This is a genomic window from Leptothoe sp. ISB3NOV94-8A (assembly GCF_043421595.1).
Classification (GTDB): Bacteria; Cyanobacteriota; Cyanobacteriia; order Phormidesmidales; family Phormidesmidaceae; genus Leptothoe; species Leptothoe turfae.
On sequence record NZ_JAXSQW010000001.1, the window covers coordinates 6,154,417 to 6,174,183 of the forward strand.

General features: G+C 49.5%; 19 protein-coding genes and 1 CRISPR repeat array. Of the genes, 14 read left to right on the forward strand and 5 right to left on the reverse strand.

Features of this window, described 5'->3' with window-relative positions; all coding sequences use genetic code 11:
- The first annotated feature begins 124 nt into the window (after positions 1–124).
- The 10 genes from SPB21_RS26410 to proC all read left to right on the forward strand — a co-directional run bounded on the left by SPB21_RS26410 (position 125) and on the right by proC (position 11,302).
- A complete protein-coding gene (locus SPB21_RS26410) occupies positions 125–2,506 on the forward strand; it encodes a protein kinase domain-containing protein (protein WP_499868074.1) in 2,382 nt (793 codons plus the stop codon).
- A 9-nt stretch (positions 2,507–2,515) separates the two neighbouring features.
- A complete protein-coding gene (gene nei / locus SPB21_RS26415) occupies positions 2,516–3,343 on the forward strand; it encodes an endonuclease VIII (RefSeq protein WP_499060085.1) in 828 nt (275 codons plus the stop codon).
- 40 nt (positions 3,344–3,383) lie between these two features.
- A complete protein-coding gene (locus SPB21_RS26420) occupies positions 3,384–4,064 on the forward strand; it encodes a J domain-containing protein (RefSeq protein WP_163666291.1) in 681 nt (226 codons plus the stop codon).
- A gap of 138 nt (positions 4,065–4,202) precedes the next feature.
- Positions 4,203–5,564, forward strand: coding sequence for a ribosome biogenesis GTPase Der (gene der, locus SPB21_RS26425; RefSeq protein WP_163666289.1), 1,362 nt, complete (start codon positions 4,203–4,205; stop codon positions 5,562–5,564).
- 18 nt (positions 5,565–5,582) lie between these two features.
- Complete coding sequence (locus SPB21_RS26430; RefSeq protein ID WP_490794448.1) at positions 5,583–6,494, forward strand: energy-coupling factor transporter transmembrane component T family protein; 912 nt, start codon at positions 5,583–5,585, stop codon at positions 6,492–6,494.
- 63 nt (positions 6,495–6,557) lie between these two features.
- Complete coding sequence (locus SPB21_RS26435; RefSeq protein WP_499868075.1) at positions 6,558–7,997, forward strand: anthranilate synthase component I; 1,440 nt, start codon at positions 6,558–6,560, stop codon at positions 7,995–7,997.
- Between the two features lie 290 nt (positions 7,998–8,287).
- On the forward strand, positions 8,288–8,560 hold the full coding sequence (gene pipX, locus SPB21_RS26440) for a transcriptional coactivator PipX (protein ID WP_163666285.1): 273 nt from the start codon (positions 8,288–8,290) through the stop codon (positions 8,558–8,560).
- Entirely contained in the window at positions 8,557–9,276 is a 720-nt protein-coding gene (locus tag SPB21_RS26445; protein WP_499868076.1) for a YggS family pyridoxal phosphate-dependent enzyme, read from the forward strand. Before pipX ends, SPB21_RS26445 begins: the two co-directional genes overlap by 4 nt.
- Before the next feature lie 428 nt (positions 9,277–9,704).
- Positions 9,705–10,346: a cell division protein SepF gene (locus SPB21_RS26450; protein ID WP_163666283.1), complete on the forward strand. Its 642-nt coding sequence runs from the start codon at positions 9,705–9,707 to the stop codon at positions 10,344–10,346.
- A gap of 146 nt (positions 10,347–10,492) precedes the next feature.
- Positions 10,493–11,302 carry a pyrroline-5-carboxylate reductase gene (gene proC, locus SPB21_RS26455; RefSeq protein ID WP_163666281.1) on the forward strand — a complete coding sequence of 270 codons (810 nt, stop codon included), beginning with the start codon at positions 10,493–10,495 and terminating at the stop codon, positions 11,300–11,302.
- 29 nt (positions 11,303–11,331) lie between these two features.
- Here the strand turns inward: proC and plsY are convergent, their stop codons facing one another.
- The 4 genes from plsY to SPB21_RS26475 form a co-directional block, all read right to left on the reverse strand.
- A complete protein-coding gene (gene plsY / locus SPB21_RS26460; RefSeq protein WP_163666279.1) occupies positions 11,332–11,952 on the reverse strand; it encodes a glycerol-3-phosphate 1-O-acyltransferase PlsY in 621 nt (206 codons plus the stop codon).
- Positions 11,953–12,077: 125 nt separating this feature from the next.
- The gene (locus tag SPB21_RS26465; RefSeq protein WP_163666277.1) at positions 12,078–13,043 is read right to left on the reverse strand and encodes a DUF3086 domain-containing protein; all 966 of its coding nucleotides are present in this window, start codon (positions 13,041–13,043) and stop codon (positions 12,078–12,080) included.
- A 53-nt stretch (positions 13,044–13,096) separates the two neighbouring features.
- Entirely contained in the window at positions 13,097–13,492 is a 396-nt protein-coding gene (locus tag SPB21_RS26470; protein ID WP_499868077.1) for a DUF3119 family protein, read from the reverse strand.
- Positions 13,493–13,580: 88 nt separating this feature from the next.
- Positions 13,581–13,844, reverse strand: a complete 264-nt coding sequence (locus tag SPB21_RS26475; protein ID WP_006517471.1) for a DUF3146 family protein — start codon at positions 13,842–13,844, stop codon at positions 13,581–13,583.
- Positions 13,845–13,997: 153 nt separating this feature from the next.
- Between SPB21_RS26475 and SPB21_RS26480 the strand changes: the two genes are divergently transcribed.
- The 3 genes from SPB21_RS26480 (at position 13,998) to SPB21_RS26490 (ending at position 16,637) form a co-directional block, all read left to right on the forward strand.
- Positions 13,998–14,966 carry an NAD(+) kinase gene (locus SPB21_RS26480; protein WP_163702110.1) on the forward strand — a complete coding sequence of 323 codons (969 nt, stop codon included), beginning with the start codon at positions 13,998–14,000 and terminating at the stop codon, positions 14,964–14,966.
- Between the two features lie 101 nt (positions 14,967–15,067).
- A complete protein-coding gene (locus SPB21_RS26485) occupies positions 15,068–15,781 on the forward strand; it encodes a hypothetical protein (protein ID WP_499060097.1) in 714 nt (237 codons plus the stop codon).
- Between the two features lie 34 nt (positions 15,782–15,815).
- Entirely contained in the window at positions 15,816–16,637 is an 822-nt protein-coding gene (locus tag SPB21_RS26490; protein WP_499868078.1) for an LPS biosynthesis glycosyltransferase, read from the forward strand.
- Positions 16,638–17,051: 414 nt separating this feature from the next.
- Positions 17,052–17,879: direct repeats of the CRISPR family, unit length 37 nt; unit sequence GTCACAATCAACCACTTCCCCTCACGGGGATTGAAAC.
- A 553-nt stretch (positions 17,880–18,432) separates the two neighbouring features.
- On the opposite strand, the gene SPB21_RS26495 is transcribed toward SPB21_RS26490, so the two are convergent.
- Entirely contained in the window at positions 18,433–18,771 is a 339-nt protein-coding gene (locus SPB21_RS26495; RefSeq protein ID WP_250565108.1) for a DUF3082 domain-containing protein, read from the reverse strand.
- A 151-nt stretch (positions 18,772–18,922) separates the two neighbouring features.
- Between SPB21_RS26495 and rsmA the strand changes: the two genes are divergently transcribed.
- A complete protein-coding gene (rsmA, locus tag SPB21_RS26500; RefSeq protein WP_499868079.1) occupies positions 18,923–19,759 on the forward strand; it encodes a 16S rRNA (adenine(1518)-N(6)/adenine(1519)-N(6))-dimethyltransferase RsmA in 837 nt (278 codons plus the stop codon).
- Positions 19,760–19,767: the final 8 nt, after the last annotated feature.

A 19,767-nucleotide genomic window follows, 5' to 3' on the forward strand; every position in this document is an offset into this window, starting at 1 on the left:
AATTTCCTTACTCCTCGGAAATTACCTACGCCATTGCTAAAATCAGCCACCCTAAAGATGGGTTGATAGGTAAAGTAGAGTAGCGTTCCCGCTTGCGTCACCATTAGCCGTCCTGCCTGTTGAGATGATCTGCTGTTTAAATCCTGATTGCTTGGTGCCAGTAAACCCTGATGGGGTCACTGTGTGTCAGTCTTGTGGCAGCCCTCTCACAGAGTTACTTCGTAATCGCTATCGACCGATAAAACCCTTGGGACAAGGGGGGTTTGGGAAAACTTATTTGGCGGAAGACATTGATCGCCTGAATACGCGCTGTGTCATTAAGCAGTTCGCACGTCAATCCAGTAATAAAACCTTTGACAAAGCTCTCACTTTGTTTAATCAGGAAGCTGTCCGTTTAAACGAATTAGGGGAGCATCCACAGATCCCGTCCCTGCTTGCCTATTTTGAACAGCAGGGAAATTTTTACCTGGTACAGCAGATCATTGAAGGGAATACCTTACTGCAAGAGGTAAAAAAGGAAGGACCGTTTGATGAGGCCAAGGTTCGTAGGTTATTGAACTACCTGCTACCAGTGCTGCAGTTTATCCATGATCGTAATGTTGTGCATCGGGATATTAATCCGACCAACATTATCTCCCGTCAGAAAGATAACAAACCAGTTCTGATTGATTTTGGTATTGCTAAGCAGCTAGAAGTTTCACTCTCCAATGATAAAGATCATACGGGGACTCGCATCGGCACTGAGGGCTATTCCCCCATTGAGCAACTACGCAGTGGTGAGGCCTATCCATCTAGCGATCTCTATAGCCTGGGAGCAACCTGCATTTGCCTAATGACTGGGCGTAAGCCTGAAAAGCTCTATAGCCCCCTCGAAGGCCGCTGGCTGTGGCAAGAACATTTAATAGGATCAGGTCGGTCTGTTACCCCCGAACTGGCAGCCATTCTCGATCGGATGCTCAAGGATTTTATTAATGAGCGTTACCGATCTGCTGCAGAAGTTTTACAAGAGTTGGAGGCGTTGCCAGCCTATCACCGGTCAGTTCCAGGTTGGACTCGGCAACGACCCGCCGATACGGGTAGCCTGCTGTCGGATGCCATTAGCACTGGCCAAGATGTCAGCCGCAATCTTAACGAACAGCTAATTAACCAAGAACTCAGCCCAGAGTTTAGAGCAGAGCATCCCCCCACCGCTCCGCCCCCTAGACAGTCTGGTAATAGACCGATCTCTAAGGCACAATCTGGGCCGATATCGCAATCGAGATCGACTTCTCAGCCTAAATCGGGCCAGCCTAAATCGGGCCAGCCTAGATCAGGTGCAGTACCGGGCAGACGGCGTTCTGGGCCAGTTTCGATGGGACAGTCTCGTCCCATGTCAGGACAAAAATCTGGGCCTGTTTCTCGAGGACAATCCAGGCCGGTGTCAGGTAGACGTTCGGGTCCGGTCTCTAAAGGACAATCTAGGCCTGTGTCTAAGGGCCAATCTGGCCCGGTTTCAGGTATTCCCTCAGGCCCCATGAGCCTGGGTCGGCCTTCTACCGGTTCTTTGGGATCGTCTAAGAGCCGTATCTCTTCTGGAATACCGACTAAATCGCAGACGTCTGGCCCGCGGAGTGGTCCGTCGCATTGGGTTTGCACCCATACCCTGGAAGGACACAATTCATGGGTTTCAACGGTGGCCTTCAACCCCAAATTTATGGTGCTTGCCAGTGGGGGATTGGATGACACCGTTAATATTTGGGATCTACAGACGGGCACCTTAATCACGTCTTTAACTGGCCATGTGCGGGGGATTAATGGGCTGGCTTTTAGTCCTCGTGGACAGATCCTGGCCAGCTGTAGCGATGATGACACCATTCGTCTGTGGAATGCGGGCACAGGCAGCTTATTGCACATTCTCAAGGGCCACCGCCACGATGTGACCTCAGTGGCTATTGGTCGGCGAAGCTCCATATTGATTAGTGGCAGCGAAGACCGGACCGTTGGGGTGTGGAATTTAGAGCAAGGTAAGCTTGCCAAGGTGTTGTCGGGCAATGCAGGGATGATTCGCTGTGTTGATATATCCCCCGATGAAGAACTGGTGGTCAGTGGTGGTTTTGATAACAAAATTCGTCTTTGGCAGCTGGGGACTGGTGAGGTTTTTCGAGTTCTATCTGGTCACTTGAATTCTGTGAATGATGTTGTCATCAGTGCCGATGGGCGTTTGATTGCGAGTGCAAGCAAGGATCGTTGCATCAAGCTGTGGAGTTTGCGGTCTGGCAATTTGATCCACACGCTGAAGGGCCATACCCGTGAGGTCAATGCGGTGGCGATCGCACCCAATCAACGGACTGTCGTCAGTGCTGGCGGAGATAGCAGCATCAAGGTTTGGGATGCTAAAACCGGAGAACTGGTGGAGACGTTTTTAGACCATGGAAATTCGGTGACTGCGATCGCAATTCACCCCAATGGTCAATTTATGGCCAGCGCCAGCTCTGATAAAACCATTAAACTCTGGCACAAAGAATAAATATCGCCAATGCCTGAAGGCCCCGAAATTCGAAAAGCCGCCGATAAAATTGAACGGGCTGTTAAAGCCAAAGCTACCCGCGAGGTATTCTTTGCTTTTGAACACCTCAAACCCTATGAAAGTGAACTAACCGGGCAAAAAGTATGCCAGGTTGAAACCCGTGGTAAGGCCCTCCTGATTCACTTTGATAACGCCCTCAGCATCTACAGCCACAACCAGCTTTACGGTGTCTGGATGATTCGTAATGCCTATAACTATCCAACTACTAAACGACAGCTGCGACTCGCCATTCACAACCCCAAAAAGTCGGCCTTGCTCTACAGTGCCTCTGATATTGAGGTGCTCACCCCAGAACAAATTCCCACCCATCCGTTTCTAAGCAAACTGGGGCCAGACGTGCTCAGCCCTAAGTTACGGCCAGCTCATGTACTGGAACTGCTCACCTCAAAACTGCATCAACGCCGTCAATTCACCACTTTATATCTGGACCAGCACTTCCTAGCGGGCATTGGCAATTATCTGCGCAGTGAAATTCTCTATGTTGCTCGCATTCATCCCCGGCTACGCCCCATAGATTGTAATGACGAGCAACTAGAAGCCCTAGCCGAAGCCAGCATTGCTATTCCCTATCAGTCCTATCGTTACAGTGGCATCACCAATGATCTAGACTTAGCCAACCAGCTCAAAGCTGAGGGGCAAAAGCGATCCCAGTACCGTCATTGGGTGTTTAGCCGTGCCAATCGACCGTGCCGTGTGTGCAAAACACCTATTGTCAAAGACTTTGCCAGCAGTCGACGTTTTTATTACTGTCCGGTTTGCCAACCCGCTAAAGGTTGAGTTTTTAGCCATAAAATAAAGACTGCACTTCAAACTGGCCATGGCGACGTCTAATCACTACAAAACCCTAGAACTGCACGAATCGGCCAGCCAAGCTGACATTAAACGGGCATACCATCGCTTAGCCAAACAACACCACCCCGATAGCCGGGCCAACGGTCATGGCGATCACGACCATATCGCTAAAATTAATGCCGCCTATGAAGTGCTAGGAGACCCCAAGTCTCGTAAACATTACGATGCCCAGCGGAATGGGTATAGGGTTCAACGGGCCAGTGATATTAGCGCTGAGTATCAGCAGCGGCGCAAAGCGTATCAAAAAGCTGAGGATGCCCTCGCCCAATGGATTCGCAGTATTTATAAGCCGATTGACCGCCTAATAGGCAAAATCATTAATCCCCTGAAGTCAGAAGTTCGTAACCTATCGGCAGACCCGTTTGATGATGAGTTAATGGAAGCGTTTCAGGACTATTTGGAAAACTGTCGTGAGTCCCTAGAAAAAGCGAAGCAGAAATTCAAATCCATGCCCAACCCCTCCCAGGCAGCCAAGGTGGCCGCGAATCTCTATTATTGTCTCAACCAGCTCGAAGACGGCATTGAAGAAATTGAGCGGTTTACCTTTACCTATGACGACAGCTATCTCCACACCGGGCAAGAATTGTTTCGTATTTCTAAACAACTCCGTCGTGAAGCCAAAGCTGACATGCAGGCCATCCTGTGAGGTGGATTGATGTTTGCTAACAATATGCCGAAGTTCATAATTGCCTGATACTGTCCCTGAGTATTCCTTTGAAAATAAAAAGACCTGCCTGGCACAAATTGTTACAATGGTCGTCTGCTTTGTATCCGCCGGTTTCCCATGGCTTTGCCCGTAGTCGCAATTATTGGTCGTCCTAATGTAGGCAAGTCCACCCTCGTCAATCGACTGGCTGGGGCCCGGGAGGCCATTGTCTATGATCAACCTGGGGTAACTCGCGATCGCACCTACCAACCTGCCTTTTGGCAAGATCGCGATTTTATGGTGGTTGATACTGGCGGTCTCGTCTTTGCAGATGACAGTGAGTTTTTACCCCACATTCGTGAGCAGGCCATGCTAGCACTGGCTGAGGCCAAGGCCGCTGTGTTTGTGGTGGATGGTCAGGAAGGCCTGAATGAAAGCGACCGCGAAATTGCCTCCTGGCTACGGCAGCAATCTGTACCTGTGCTACTCGCCGTCAACAAATGTGAATCCGAGGATCAGGGCATTATCCAAGCCACTGAGTTTTGGGCGCTGGGGTTAGGTGAACCCTATGCTGTCTCAGGCATCCACGGTAATGGTACCGGGGAGCTGTTAGATGAACTAGTCACCCACCTCCCCCCAACGGATGAAATCGAAGAAGACGATGAGATTAAGGTCGCCATCGTTGGTCGACCCAATGTAGGTAAATCCAGTTTGCTCAATGCCTTTGTCGGTGAAAATCGCGCCATTGTCAGCAACGTATCAGGCACGACCCGCGACACCATTGACATGGTGGTGCGCCGTAAAGAGACGGTATATCGTCTGATTGACACCGCCGGTATTCGTAAGAAGAAGAACGTCAATTACGGCCCTGAGTTTTTTAGCATCAACCGTGCCTTTAAGGCCATTCGCCGTTCTGATGTTGTGCTGCTGGTTATTGATGCCCTTGATGGCATGACTGAGCAGGATCAAAAACTGGCAGGGCGCATCGAAGATGAAGGCCGCGCCTGCATCATTGTGGTCAATAAGTGGGACGCCATTGAAAAGGACAGTCACACTATTTATGAATACGACAAAAAATTGGGTGGCAAAATCTACTTTTTAGACTGGGCCACACGGTTATATGTCAGTGCCCTCACCGGTCAACGGGTGCCCAAGATTTTAGATGCGGTGGATGAGGCGGTAGAGCAGCATCGTCGTCGCGTCAGTACTGCCGTCGTCAATGAAGTGCTCGAAGATGCCATCAGCTGGCATTCCCCACCGACCACACGTCAGGGTAAACAAGGGCGAATTTACTACGGTACCCAAGTTAGCGCCCGCCCGCCAACGTTTACGCTATTTGTGAATGCTGGCAAACTATTTACCGACAATTACCGTCGTTACATTGAACGTCAATTTCGTGAAAACCTAGGGTATGAAGGTACGCCCATTCGTCTAATTTGGCGAGGTAAGAAGATGCGCGATCTTGACCGAGAAAGCGCGAATAGGGCAACTAAGGTTTAGAATTCAACACTATTCCCCATGGATCTACTCCGCTCACTACCGATCGGTTTATACCTGGAACAGCCGGTCACCTGGCTGCATCGGATTGATGCACGGGTAAAGCTAGCCTGGCTGCTGAGCTTTTTGCTGACGCCCGTTTTAGCCAATACGGCCTGGCGTATTGCTCTGGTGGTGATTTTGATGTTGCTCACCCTGACCGCCAGGGTGCCATGGCGGGTATGGCGACAGCAGATGGGCGGGCTACTCATTTTGTTTACGCTGGCGTCGCTGCTAATTATGGTGATGCCCGATGGCATTGCTGTGATTAATCAGCCTCGCTGGCCCACACCTGATGCGATCGCCACCCTAGATACCCCCTTTGAAACCATTGGTTCCCTACCAGAAACCAACTATCGCTATATCATTGCTGATTTCCATTGGGTGCAGATTACACAAAAGTCTTTAAAGCTTGCCATTAAGGTCGGCACGCTGTTATTCACACTGATTTACAGCACAAACCTATTTTTATTAACCACGGCCCCTGAGGAGATCACAGCAGCTATCGAAGAGCTAATGTCTCCGTTGCGATGGTTTAAACTGCCAGTCACGGAAATTGCTTTGACCTTGACCCTATCGCTACGATTTATTCCCCTCGTCCTTGAAGAGGTCCAAAATCTTGTGCGTTCTGTACGTACCCGCGCCATCAACTGGCGTAAATTAGGCTGGCGTCATGCCAGTCAAATTTGGCTGATGGTGGCAGAGCGTTTGCTCGACAACTTACTGTTGCGAGCCCAGCAAATTGCCGCTGCCATGAAAGTTCGAGGCTTTACCAGTCCAGACCATCACCAGGTCCAATGGCATCAGCTACAGCTACGCTGGTGGGACTGGGTTTTCCTTGTGAGCCTGGTTTTCTTTTGGTGGGGTCGTTTTGCCCTAGGCAATCCCATTTGATTCGTTCCTCACCCAATAATCCTTTTTGGTGGGTCTGGCCCACCCTACCTCCCACATCCTCAATTGTCCCTTTCTTCCCCCCCATCGCTTGCTAAGCAAGATATACTGCCCAGATTTTGGCACCGGCTTGACCTTGCGCAGCGCAGTGGCGCTGATGTCTTCGCAGCGCTGTTTCATGGGTCTGCCATCGCCACCCTGTTAGAGAGCCCAGATCGAGTTGATGGTGCCCCCGATAATTTAATTCGTTATTCCCTATGTGCTGGCGGACCTCGACAGATGGCGAACCAGCCTCAACTGTTTACCCCGTCCCTTGGGGAGATTTTGCCCACCCTTAGCCAGTTACTCAGGGGGCAAGTCCCCAGCGCATGGGTAGCGTATCCATCCTCTGCAACCCCCCCAGATGATCTGCCTTTTGTCGGCGGCTGGTTAGGTTGGCTAGGCTATGACACGGCTTGGGAGATTGAAAAACTTCCCTATCGCAAAGAGGATTCACTGCCCTTCCCAGTTGCCTACTGGTATGAGCCAGAACAGTTTGCCATTCTCGATCATCACCAACAGGATTTATGGTTAGCTGCTGCCTCTCCAGCCGATATAGAAACCATGGTGCACCGTCTGGAACACCTGCCCCACCAAACCCCGTCCCTCGTAGCACCGAATCTTTCAGAAAAACTGACGTTCTGCTCTAGCCAGACCCAATTTGAAACAGCCGTACAAACGGCCAAAGACCATATTCAAGCAGGAGATGTTTTTCAGGTAAATCTTTCCTTGCGGTTTCAAACCCACACCAGTAGTTCTCCCTGGCAGCTATACCGACAGCTTCACCAGATTAATCCCTCTCCCTTTGCCAGCTATTGGCGTACACCGTGGGGACATGTTATTAGTTGTTCTCCCGAACGTCTCGTACAGCTATGGGATCAAACGGCCCAAACCCGTCCAATTGCCGGGACACGTCCCCGTGGGAAGACACCGGCAGCAGATCGAGAGTTTGCTCAAACCCTGGAAACAAATCGCAAAGAACGGGCAGAACACATAATGCTCGTAGATCTAGAGCGCAATGATCTAGGTCGAGTTTGTACTTGGGGATCAGTCCATGTGGACGAACTCATGGTGATCGAACGCTATAGCCATGTCATGCATCTGGTGAGTAACGTCATCGGCACCTTGCACCCTGACCTCAATGCCATTGATTTAATTCGAGCCACATTCCCCGGCGGCACCATTACTGGTTGCCCCAAAGTGCGCTGTATGGAAATCATTGAAACCCTCGAACCCCTGCGTCGCAGTTTGTTTTATGGCTCCTGCGGTTACCTGGATGTGCGCGGTCAGCTAGACCTGAATATTTTGATCCGTACGCTGTTGCTTACCCCCGATCGATCAAACCAGCATGTTGTTTGGGGGCAAGTGGGAGCAGGCATTGTCGCCGATAGTGAGGCCCACCAAGAATGGCAGGAATCCTTACAAAAGGCCCAGGCACAACTACTCGCTTTGGGAATTTCCGTCTAGATAGGGGTAGAATGCAGACCTTGCCGCTTAATTCTTGAAGATAGTGCAGGGAAACGCTGTAAACTCTATCAATGTCTTTTCTGCCACCCTGGTAGACTCAGAGCTTAGCTCGTATTGAGCTGAGGTCAGTCCAGGAAGGTGTCCTACCCTTTTTAAACTCTTGTTTTGGACAATATGGCACTCTAGCCATTGGGCTTGGTAGATTTATCAATGAGCGTTAGGATCACAAGTCTTCTTGAGTAAACTCTGTATTAACTGTCCTTTGTTCTCCCATTTATCGCACCCCTTGAATGAGCACTGAAACTTATCTCAATCACCCTGACTTTGGGCTGTTGTTTCGGATTTGCCTGGTGGATGGCGATAAAGAGCTATTTACCACGCTCTATGCCCAGCGGCTATTTTTTCTGGCAAAAGTTGATCGGGCAGCTGGTTTGCTCTTTGATCCCATTGGTCGAACAGAGGCCCGTATGATGTTAGAAACACGTCTACGAATATTGCGCCAGTCTGGCCAATACAGCGAATTTGAGCATTTAAATAAGGTGTACAAGCGAACGTTTCAATGATGAATGCTGCGGGGACTACTACTCCAGGATCTTCTCCACAGCCGCTTGAATGGCACAGTCAGCAAATTGCTCAACGAGTGGAGCAATTGGAGTTGCCTGCCCATGTGCGCTTAGTGGCAGTCAGTAAAACATTTCCTGCGGCTGCTATTCGGGCAGCTTACGCAGCTGGCCTCCGGGACTTTGGCGAAAATAAGATCCAGGAAGCCATTGCAAAACAGGCAGATCTGACGGATTTGCCAGATATTACTTGGCACTTTATTGGTCATCTGCAAACCAACAAAGCGCGCAAGGCCATACAACACTTTGACTGGATTCATTCTGTAGATAGTCTGAAATTAGCTCGACGCCTGGATCAGATAGCGGCTGAACTCTCCCGTTCGCCCATCTGTTGTCTACAGGTAAAACTGTTGGCAGATGCCAATAAGCATGGTTTGACCGAGTCTGAACTTTGGCAAGCCTTGCCCGATTTAGCGCAGTTATCTCATCTCAAATTAGAGGGGATCATGGCAATTCCTCCCTATGGTCTATTGTTGCCTCAAACCCAATCTTTTTTTGAGCGAGCCTATGCCCTCGGGCAATCACTGGCAAATCATCAAGAAACGCCCTTACCAATTCATCACTTTTCCATGGGAATGTCCCAGGATTTTCCACTTGCGATCGCAGCTGGATCAAATATCATTCGATTAGGAACTACTCTGTTTGGCTCCCGTACCTGAGGGCTTTGGCCATTTATATCATCTCTATTCCTAAAAAAGATCAAGATACTTCGGTCTATTTTGGGAATTGGTGATTTTTTTTAATCGATTCGTGTATACTGTGGCTCAAAGTTATGCCCGAATGATTGTGTGCGGGTATTTTCAAATGTCGACTAAAGAGGTTTAATTCTCTAGGTTGATAGAGCGCTGCAAGCGTCGTCATATTGAATGACGTTTGTTTTTCCATTGCCGTTTGAGCACAAGGGGGTTAGAGTATCCCTGATCTTAGGCAATGGGGTTAGAGCTATCAGAAAATCTCAATTGAGGTTGCTGATACGTCCAGCCATCAATGGCCCACTTTAGTCTCAAATCATCTCTCGACTCCTTTTAATTCAGGTCTTGAGAGATTTTCTAGCCAAGTTAGTACTAGCCATGACGGAGTTTCAGCCGTGAGTACCATTTTTACTAAATTACGTGACTTTGTTGGCCTTAATGACCCGGCCGACTATGAGTATGAATATGACGAAATGGACGGCGAGGAATACCAGAACCTCTATGAACAAGAGAATCAGGCTCCTCAACCCCAGCCTCAACCTCAACCTGTTTCAGGGGTAACGACAGCTGCGCCCGTTGAGACTCGCGCGCCCCGTCGCCGCATCCGTGACCGCGTAATGTCAACCGATTCTGGGATGGTTTCCATGAATAATTCAATGAGTAGTGTTAGTAATGTGATTGGTATGCCTGGTGCAATTAACGGTGTGTCTGAAGTAATCGTGATGGAGCCCCGCTCCTTTGAGGAAATGCCCCAGGCAATCCAAGCACTCCGTGAGCGGAAGTCTGTGGTTTTAAACCTAACCATCATGGATCCTGACCAAGCCCAGCGTGCAGTTGACTTTGTTGCTGGTGGCACCTATGCCATGGATGGTCATCAAGAGCGCATTGGCGAAAGCATCTTCCTATTCACACCCAACTGTGTACAGGTCAGTATGCCCGTTGACAGCGAAGATGGATTGCCTATGGAAGAGCCTGCTATGCCTTCCGCTGCTCCCACACCCGCTTGGGCAACTGAGCAGGTGGCACGTATGGCCTAAAGATGATGCTAATTGGAACTTAGGGCGATGCTTAATGCCCCTTCAATTCTAAGCATTGCCCTAGTTGCCTCTTGGCTGTTCAAGGTTATCAGCCCATTTCAAGGTATTCTTAGGATGCTATAAGCGTGTTCGGAGGCCTTGGATCATTGCCTGGTAAACTCGGCATTATTGGTGGCGGTGTCATGGGAGAAGCACTGCTGTCTTGCCTGCTCTCTAAGAGGATGTATACACCGGATGCCATTTTGGTGTCTGATTTATCCCATGAGCGGAGACAGTTGCTCATCGAACAGTATGACATCCGCACTACCCATAGTAACCGTGAGGTCATTGAGCATAGCGACGTCATTGTTTTAGCCACTAAGCCACAAGTTTTTGACAGTGTCGCCAGAGATTTTTCAGGAATTGTTGTTAGTGAATCTCCTCTGGTTATTTCTATTTTAGCCGGGGTTTCAATTGTTCGATTAGAGCAAGCTGTTCCAGGATGGCCAGTTATTCGAGCCATGCCCAACACACCGGCCACCGTTGGTTGTGGGATGACAGCCATTGCTATTGGCAGTCGTGCTATTGCCGAGCATGTAGAAATCGCGCAACAACTTTTCAGCACTGTGGGTGAAGTTGTTCAGGTTGCCGAGCCACTTTTAGATGGCGTAACCGGACTATCTGGCTCAGGCCCGGCCTATGTTGCCATCGTAATTGAAGCCTTAGCGGACGGAGGTGTAGCCTCTGGTTTGTCACGCACAACTGCCAATAGGCTGGCTTTGCAAACAGTCCTGGGCACCGCTCAGTTATTACAAAAAACAGGCATGCACCCAGCCGTCTTGAAGGATAGGGTGACGAGCCCCGGCGGCACCACAATTTCTGGGATCGCCTGTTTAGAAGAACTAGGTCTGCGTTCAGCATTGATTGAAGCTGTGAGGGCAGCCAGTAGCCGGTCACGGGAACTGGGCAACCAGTAGGGGCATGGCATCAATGCCCTGATTAACCCCTAACTATTGCCTAATTTTGGTTCTGTCCCTGCTAACAATCTAGAAATATTGCTGCGGTGGCGGATGATGACATAGATACCCCCCAATAAGACCAACAATATAAACGGCAGTGGTTGGCCGGTTAAGAACATAAGTATTGGGGCCGCAGTCGCAGCAGAAATAGAGCCTAGAGACACTGTTCGCGAGAGGCCAAAAACAAGGCCAAAAACAGCTGCTGTCCCTAGGCCAACTGGCCAAGCTAAGGCAAGAATGACCCCAAGTCCCGTCGCCGCCGATTTACCCCCTGTGAAGTTCAACCATACGGAGCGACTGTGCCCCAAAATTGCCAATAATCCTGCCAGGGTTTGTATCCATGTGGACAGAGTCAGGCTGTCACCAAACTGAGCCATCACAAACCGAGCAATTAAAACCGCAGTTAGGCCTTTAAGCAAATCAATCACAAGCACAGTGATACCGGCTTGTTTGCCCACGACTCGAAACACATTGGTGGCTCCGGTATTCCCTGAGCCATGTTCACGAATATCAATTCCTTTGAGTAGCTTTGCGACCACATATCCCGTAGGCAGCGATCCCAGCAAGTAGGCCAGTACCAATAAACCGACTGCAATCCACCAAACCATGAGTTAACCAGTCCTAAAAAACCAAACCCGATTTTAGTTTAGGGGGTTATGCACGTTTGGAAAACCACGCCCCATCATCCTTTTGTAACGGGTGAACCCTTGTGGCTACGGTAGGGGCAGTCGCCTTAATAGTAATAATCGTCCTGCGAAGGATTTGCCGGGTCTGGGGCAAACACTAACCATAGGGGAAACTGCAAAGCTGCCAATGGCAATTTATTTTCCGATTCATCAATAATGAGCATCGGTAAATAGCCATTATCCATCAAGCGCTCAGCACGCTGCACCATAGGCTCAGGTACCTCAAACAGCATGAGCCCTCGATTAGAACCAAAATCGGCCCGTGATATGCCGAGGCAGTCTTGGAGCCAGCGTCGCCATTCTCCTAGACGTTCAGGGGTATTGGCTAGCACCATAGTGCATAGGCGGTCGCCATAAATGGCATAGAGTGCCGATATGGCTGCCGATGCCACCACCACATTTTGCAAACGACTGCCTAAACTTTTGACCGCCCCACGTCCTCCCTGGGTAAAAAACCAATTAGATACCCGGTCCGCATGGATGGTTTCAAAGGTGCGGCGCAGCTGCCAGGGGGGGCCATAGTAATCGGGCCTGGTGCGATATTGGTCAATGAGGCTGCGTACCCGCTCTCGCTGCTCTTCAAATCGCTGAATAGAAAACGCCGTGGTGGTTATATCTGGCGCTTCAGGGGCTGGACGCTGCTGTGCAGGCGGCTGGCGTGCCATCGGCTCAGCCGCCTGCGCAGTTGGAGCCAGCTCTAATTGTTCAGCAGATGTGGCTAAATCTTGGAGGCTACCCACCAAATAATCCTTAAACCCTTGGAGGCGCACCGCTAAATCTTGGGATGCGCCAGCAAAGGAGGTGCGCATTTCTGCCTGAATGCGATCGCGACGTCGTTCTAGCTGTTCAATCTCTTTCTGTAGTGTCTGACGGCGCTGCTCTAAATCCTGTAATCCCGCCTGTACCAATCGAGCCACCTCAGCCTCTGAACTACGACTTGATGACGTGCGCAAAGGCGCTAGGGGACTATCCTTAGGTTGCTTGGGTGACTCAGAAAACTCTTCAGTCGGCATGGTAGTTAATGGACTTCTTCTTCGATCTTTAGTTAATCGCAGTGGCTCTCTGACTACTGATTTAACCCCACAGGGTCGCAATGCTGTTGGAGCTGATCAACGAGTTCCCCAGCGTTAAATACCATAGGTAAAAAGTGAATACTCTTCACCTCGCGAAAGTAGAACAAAATTGGAACCGCCAACCAAAAGACCTGCCAAGCTTGCCAGTCAGCATAGGGAAACCGCCGCAAAATAGTTGTCCCTCGACATACCTGTAATTCCGTGTCCGTAAACGTCAGCCTTATCACCGTCGTTTGTACTATGAGGAACATTCCCAATAGGGCGATCACAAGCCCACCTATAGCTTGAATAGGGGCTACACACAGACCCATTAAAAGAATTGACAGGGATAGACGGTAGTCTGGACGTAAGGTAGTGGCGACAGATGAAGCTGGAGAGAGCGTTGCCATGGTAGAGCCAGGGTACAGTTATTGATTGGAGACCTTACCCTACTTTACCGACAAGTGCTCTGACAGCTATAAAACTAAAGGTTTGGCATTACAGCTCAGCACGAATTGTAAAGGAATAATCCCCACCAGGCTCTAGTTGATAGTCAAACCGTTCTAAAAATCGTCCCAGCGGCTCCTGAATCAAGGCCCGTCCTAACGACGGTTCCACGGTCAGATGGCCACCGCGAAATTTCCATTGAAACTGCCAGGCAAATTCATTAGCATTGACTTCGCCTTCGAGTTTGCCTTGTTGCCAGGATTGATACGTGATGCGCACATGGGCAGTGGTTTCGGGTAAACGTTGGGCAGTCACAAGAAAATTATGCAAAAGAGGCCTTAAAGTTAAGATAGCTACCTCTTTGCGTTAGAGCTACCCTCCCATGCAGAAAAATTAGATACGGAGAGGATGGCAGACTGTTCAAGACAGAGCTAAAGGCGGTAGCCTAAAGGATATCGATTAGCTCGGATGCTGAACGTGACCCCGGTTTCTAACAACCTTACTTCCCCACAGAGACGCACCAAAAAGGTTGGCATCATATATAACGATGTCAAACCTGTCGCCTGTCAGGTCACTCAAGAGTTAAAGGTCAGACTTGAAGCGTACGGTTGTCAAGTAGCCACAGCAACAGGATTAGGTGGACTACTTGGCTATGCCAATGCCAATAAACCAGCTAAGTTCATTCCCATCGAGTCATTGGTGCCTAAAGACTTTGATGACGCCATGGACTTTGCCATTGTGCTGGGTGGTGACGGCACAGTACTGTCAGCGTTTCGCCAGGTGGCACCAGCAGGTATTCCCTTGTTGGCGGTGAATACAGGACATATGGGGTTTTTAACGGAAACGTATCTTAATCAGTTACCCCATGTACTGGAGCAGGTGCTAGCGGGCAATTACCAAGTGGAAGATCGCACGATGGTAGCGGTGCAGTTAGTACGGCATAACCAACCTGCTTGGGAAGCCCTGTGCCTCAATGAGGTCGTACTCAACCGTGAGCCACTCACCAGCATGTGCCATTTTGAGGTCACCATTGGTCGCCATGCGCCGGTTGATATTGCCGCTGATGGCATCATCATTTCCACGCCAACCGGGTCTACCGCCTATTCACTCTCAGCCGGTGGCCCGGTGATCACGCCAGGGGTATCGGTGTTACAGTTGATTCCCATTTGCCCCCATTCGTTGGCAGCACGTGGCCTGGTCTTTCCCAGTGCTGAAAAGGTCATCGTGTCTTCGGCAAACCCAGATCCTCTGGTGATGGTGGTTGATGGCAATGCTGGTTGCTATGTCGCCCCTGGCGATCGCGTTTGCCTACGGGAAGCAAAGTATCCAGCAAAGTTTATCCGTCTAAAGGATCCAGAGTTCTTTAAGGTTTTGCGGGAAAAGTTAGGTTGGGGACTGCCCCATATTGCTAAACCCACATCGGTGGAACTGCCGTAGTAACGAATACGCAATGCAATTGCTACAAGTATTTCCACAAGGTTTAAGGAAAGAAGCCTCTGTTCTATGTATAGTTAACAGTTCTCTTGCCTGTGTGGTCTATGGCTACTGACAATTCTGACCCATCAAACGTGAGTGGACCTGAAAAAATTAATCGGGGTGGGCGTGGTCCACTAAGGGCTAATCAAAGGGCCAATCAAAAGACTGTATGGCTTTGGTTGGGGGCCAACGTCTTGGGATTTGCGATCGCAACACCCCTGAGCTTTTTGATGAACGTATCAGCTCAGTACTTTGAAGCGCTTTACATCGCGGGTTTGATTGTTGGTGCTGTGGTTGGTCCTCTACAGGCCCTCGTCATGCAGCGGCTTTTACCCAGGCTAAAAATGTGGCGGTGGGTGACCGCCAATATTTTTGGTAGCTATTTAGGGTCCTGGGTTGGCCTATTGGTATTTGGGCTGATTGTGATGTTGCTTCAATTTTTCAACAATTTGCCCGATCCTGGCGATATTGTCACCTTAGTCTTAACCATTGCCATCTACAGTGCCGTCATCGGCATGTGCGTCAGTATTGCCCAACTTTGCAGCCTACCGAGTCAGGTACAGAATGTGCGACAGTGGTGGATCGCCAATTTCCTGGGCAGAATCTTGGGCTGGGTAAGCGCCAGTCTAGTGGGCTGGTTCGTTTTTGCCGTCACCGGCACAGAGAATTTTTTAGTAATTTGGGGAGCCCTTTTAGGAGCCGTGGGTGGGGCAGTCTATGCAGGGGTGACCACTAAGGCCCTACTCAATCTTCAGCCCAATGCTGTGAAAACTTAACCCAACGTTCTCTCAACCCTTCTTAGCCAAGACAATGGGTACTCGTCCTACAGATAGTCGTCTCATAGATACGATAGGTCAGATATTGATCCTGGCCTATCAAGAAGACACTGAGCAATTGTCATCCTTTCTAGGCACTACAGGCTGTCATGTTGAGGTGCTACGGCAGATGCATCGTTCAGAGTACAAAAACTACTCTCGTAGCTACCTGTGTTTACTCAATCACCGTAAAGCTTGGGAACAAGCACTGCTATCAGAAAAGCCCACCCTGATTGTCGAAGCAGATTTTGTACCGGTTGCCAACTTTGCTCAGCTGCCGTCACCGTTTGACCCTAACGATAAACATCTGGGTATTGCCTGGCTTTATACCTGTGCATCGCAGATCTATACCATTACAGATCAAGGGTATGCCCAGGGGTATTCAACTGCGATGGTGGCCTATGTCATTACTAAGCAAAGTGCTTGGAGGCTGATCGAGTTAGCTGAAATGGTTAAGGCAGACCCTGGCCCAGAAACCTATACTTCCTGGGATTCAGGTATTGAGTATTATTTGCGCGATCGCAACTTCCACAATTATGTTCCCTGGCGTAACTATGGCGAACATGGTGGCATCCCCAATCCTGAACATCAGCAAAACAATCTCAGCACCACCCATCGTGCCGATGTGCTCTATGGTCCTTTAGCCTTTGAACCGGCCTATGGAAAAGTGCTACAAGAACGTACCTATGGACGCGTCAAAGGGTTGGGGCGTTTGTTGCTTAATAAGTATTTACGAGGTCCTGTGCTGAGTGGTTCGACACATCCGGGGAGGCTGTTGAGATTTGCCTTGAGTCGGCAGTTTACCTTAAGGCTTTAAAAAGGTTTGAGTTATTGGTTATTGGTTATTGGTTATTGGTTATGGGGGTATCCGTTTAAGTTGGGAAACTCTGGATAGGTGGGGAGTCGGGAGTCAACTATCTATGGGGCTGACTGTTAGAATGATGGTTCCCTTTTGTTTAATGTTTGGGGCTGTCATGGGTTGCGCGACTGTGTAGGTGTTTGCTGTGGCAGCCTGAATAAAGGGGGATGAAAAGCTTTGTCAGAGCCAATTAGTGGCTTTTTGCTTGTCTTTGGGATCCGCGCAAGGGCTGGAAGGCTTATTAATTCAATGTTTTGTAGGATTAAGGGAACTTGAAGAAGTGCACATTTATTGGGCTGAGAACTATAATGGGGTAGGTTCGCGCAAATGTACCTTGAAAACTAAATGCAGCCAACGTTTCAATGGGCTGCCGTCACAATCAACCACTTCCCCTCACGGGGATTGAAACTCACCGATACTTCCTAAGCTGCCGGATTGAAACGCCGTCACAATCAACCACTTCCCCTCACGGGGATTGAAACGCATTGAGAGAATGCGACAAATGACTACCCATACCAGTCACAATCAACCACTTCCCTTCACGGGGATTGAAACTGGATGCCCATTTTGTAAGGCTTGGATATGCCCAGGTCACAATCAACCACTTCCCCTCACGGGGATTGAAACTGATTATTTTTAATTCTGAGTGAGATATATCGCCGTCACAATCAACCACTTCCCCTCACGGGGATTGAAACGACTTAGAGTAAGTGCGTCACCATTAGCTGTTTGGTCACAATCAACCACTTCCCCTCACGGGGATTGAAACTAGTTCTTCTTGGGGCTGTTCACAGACTGCAAATCCGTCACAATCAACCACTTCCCCTCACGGGGGTTGAAACAACTCTACCTCAGGCTGTTGCCCTTCTGACGTGTGTCACAATCAACCACTTCCCCTCACGGGGATTGAAACCTCGGCCAATCACCAGAGGAAACTTACCCTTAGGGTCACAATCAACCACTTCCCCTCACGGGGATTGAAACAAGCCGTAAGCACAGCCGTATGCTGTAAGTTCTTTGTCACAATCAACCACTTCCCCTCACGGGGATTGAAACCTAGAGATTGTTTCCGTACCTTGGCGACTCATATTGTCACAATCAACTACTTCCCCTTACGGGGATTGAAACAAGCTATTCTTTGAGGAGAAAGACGCTGACTACTCGTCACAACTAACCACTTCCCCTCACGGGGATTGAAACTCTAGTGATTTGCGTTTCTCTTCTAGTCGGGTGTAGTCACAACCAACCACTTCCTCTCACAGCTACGGTGTACATACAAGTATTGGAAACTAGCGGTTTCGATTGCCTAACCCCCTCTAACTCCCCCTAAAGCCCTCCAGGCATGGGCTAAAGCCTAAGGTAAGGGGGAGGACTGGAGTTTCCCCCCTTACCAACTACGGTGTATACACATCTAAAAAATAATGTCCCAAAAGGTAGGCCTGTCCTTGAATTGGCCCTCATCCTAAATCCTTCTCCCTGGGGGCGAAGGACTTTGAGGCTAGGCCCCCCTTCTCCCTCAGGGAGTAAGGGGTTGGGGGATGAGGGCTCGAAATCTAGAGCTAGCTCTCCGACTTATGTATACACGGTAGCTTACCAAGGGGGGATTAAGGGGGTAGTGCAGAATTTTGAGCCCTCTTTCGAAATGTATATACCGCAGCCTTACCAAGACGATTAAGGAGAGTAATGCAGAATTCTGAACTCTCTGCCGAGATGTGTGTACACCGTAGCCCTAAAGCCCCCTATTCAAACCCCTTTACACCGTCGCATCCTGACCAGTCATTTTCCTAACAATCAGCTGAATACCCAACAAAAACAAACCAACGGCAGTCAAACCAAACACACCAGCACCCAAAGCAACAATACCAGCCACTAGAGTCCGCACTGCCACCGAAATATTCAAAACAATCGTATTATCAGATAGGACCGGCTTAGCAGCAAAAGCCGTAACAATAGCCACCATCATGCGATAACACAGAACACTAAGAGTCCCAGCCAAAAAAGAGCCACTAAAGCAACTCAGAGGCGATGTCGATTTCTTACTACCCTTCGTCACCTTATCGTCACCGCCCGATTGCTTTAACGGTTCAGCCATAGCCTTTACCTAAATCCTATCCCTATTTTACTGCCCCATTGCCCATCGTCCACTACCCCCGCCCAACGCCTTAATCATCCCACGCACCCACACCTACTCACCAGGCAAGAACTGATATAGAATACCAATCCATTCATTCCCCTGTGTTTTTATGCCCCGCCCCCGTAAACGGTTTGGCCAGCACTGGCTACGCGATCCTCAGATTTTAAATCAGATTTTAGCGGCGGCAGAACTATGCGACACCGACCGGGTATTGGAAATTGGCCCTGGCCAGGGTGTACTGACTAAAGGACTGGTGCCCTTTACCCAGTCCGTAGTGGCCGTCGAGGTCGATCGAGATCTAGTGCGTCGGCTACAGCAACAGTTTCAAGCATCGGAACGCTTTCATTTAATTGAGGGAGACTTTTTAGATGTAGACCTAACAGCAGCCCTCGCTGACCACCCAAATTTTCAATCTCCCAACAAAGTCGTTGCCAATATTCCGTACTACATTACGGGGCCTATTCTAGAAAAGCTGCTGGGCCAGATTCGTCAGCCCAATCCCCAACCCTACGACTCAATTGTGCTGCTAGTGCAAAAAGAGGTGGCCGACCGCCTGTACGCTGAGCCCGGCACTAAAGCCTTTAACGGTCTATCGGTGCGCATACAGTATTTAGCAGAGTGTGAGCTGATTTGCCCCGTTCCCGCCAAGGCATTTAAACCTGCACCCAAAGTAGACTCCGCCGTTGTTCGCCTGCGACCACGCACATTTCCAGTGCAAGCCAACAATCCAAAACTATTAGATACCTTAGTGAAGCAGGGCTTTTCTCAAAAACGCAAGATGCTGCGCAACAACCTGAAAAGCCTGGTAGACCGCGAGCAACTTACCAAAATCATGGAAACAATGGCCATCGATCCCCAGGTACGGGCAGAACAACTCAGCCTGGAAAAATGGGTTAACTTAAGCAATCAGATTGGTACCTTACATCCAGCAGAGCCAACTGCCTGATTTAATGG

Coding starts and splice junctions, on each gene's coding strand:
- SPB21_RS26470 (WP_499868077.1), bottom strand. CDS start 13,492: ATGGCAACGCTCTCTCCAGCTTCATCTGTCGCCACTACCTTACGTCCA.
- rsmA (WP_499868079.1), top strand. CDS start 18,923: ATGCCCCGCCCCCGTAAACGGTTTGGCCAGCACTGGCTACGCGATCCT.
- nei (WP_499060085.1), top strand. CDS start 2,516: ATGCCTGAAGGCCCCGAAATTCGAAAAGCCGCCGATAAAATTGAACGG.
- SPB21_RS26420 (WP_163666291.1), top strand. CDS start 3,384: ATGGCGACGTCTAATCACTACAAAACCCTAGAACTGCACGAATCGGCC.
- SPB21_RS26445 (WP_499868076.1), top strand. CDS start 8,557: ATGATGAATGCTGCGGGGACTACTACTCCAGGATCTTCTCCACAGCCG.
- SPB21_RS26485 (WP_499060097.1), top strand. CDS start 15,068: ATGGCTACTGACAATTCTGACCCATCAAACGTGAGTGGACCTGAAAAA.
- SPB21_RS26480 (WP_163702110.1), top strand. CDS start 13,998: ATGCTGAACGTGACCCCGGTTTCTAACAACCTTACTTCCCCACAGAGA.
- SPB21_RS26410 (WP_499868074.1), top strand. CDS start 125: ATGATCTGCTGTTTAAATCCTGATTGCTTGGTGCCAGTAAACCCTGAT.
- SPB21_RS26465 (WP_163666277.1), bottom strand. CDS start 13,043: ATGCCGACTGAAGAGTTTTCTGAGTCACCCAAGCAACCTAAGGATAGT.
- SPB21_RS26430 (WP_490794448.1), top strand. CDS start 5,583: ATGGATCTACTCCGCTCACTACCGATCGGTTTATACCTGGAACAGCCG.
- SPB21_RS26495 (WP_250565108.1), bottom strand. CDS start 18,771: ATGGCTGAACCGTTAAAGCAATCGGGCGGTGACGATAAGGTGACGAAG.
- pipX (WP_163666285.1), top strand. CDS start 8,288: ATGAGCACTGAAACTTATCTCAATCACCCTGACTTTGGGCTGTTGTTT.
- plsY (WP_163666279.1), bottom strand. CDS start 11,952: ATGGTTTGGTGGATTGCAGTCGGTTTATTGGTACTGGCCTACTTGCTG.
- SPB21_RS26490 (WP_499868078.1), top strand. CDS start 15,816: ATGGGTACTCGTCCTACAGATAGTCGTCTCATAGATACGATAGGTCAG.
- der (WP_163666289.1), top strand. CDS start 4,203: ATGGCTTTGCCCGTAGTCGCAATTATTGGTCGTCCTAATGTAGGCAAG.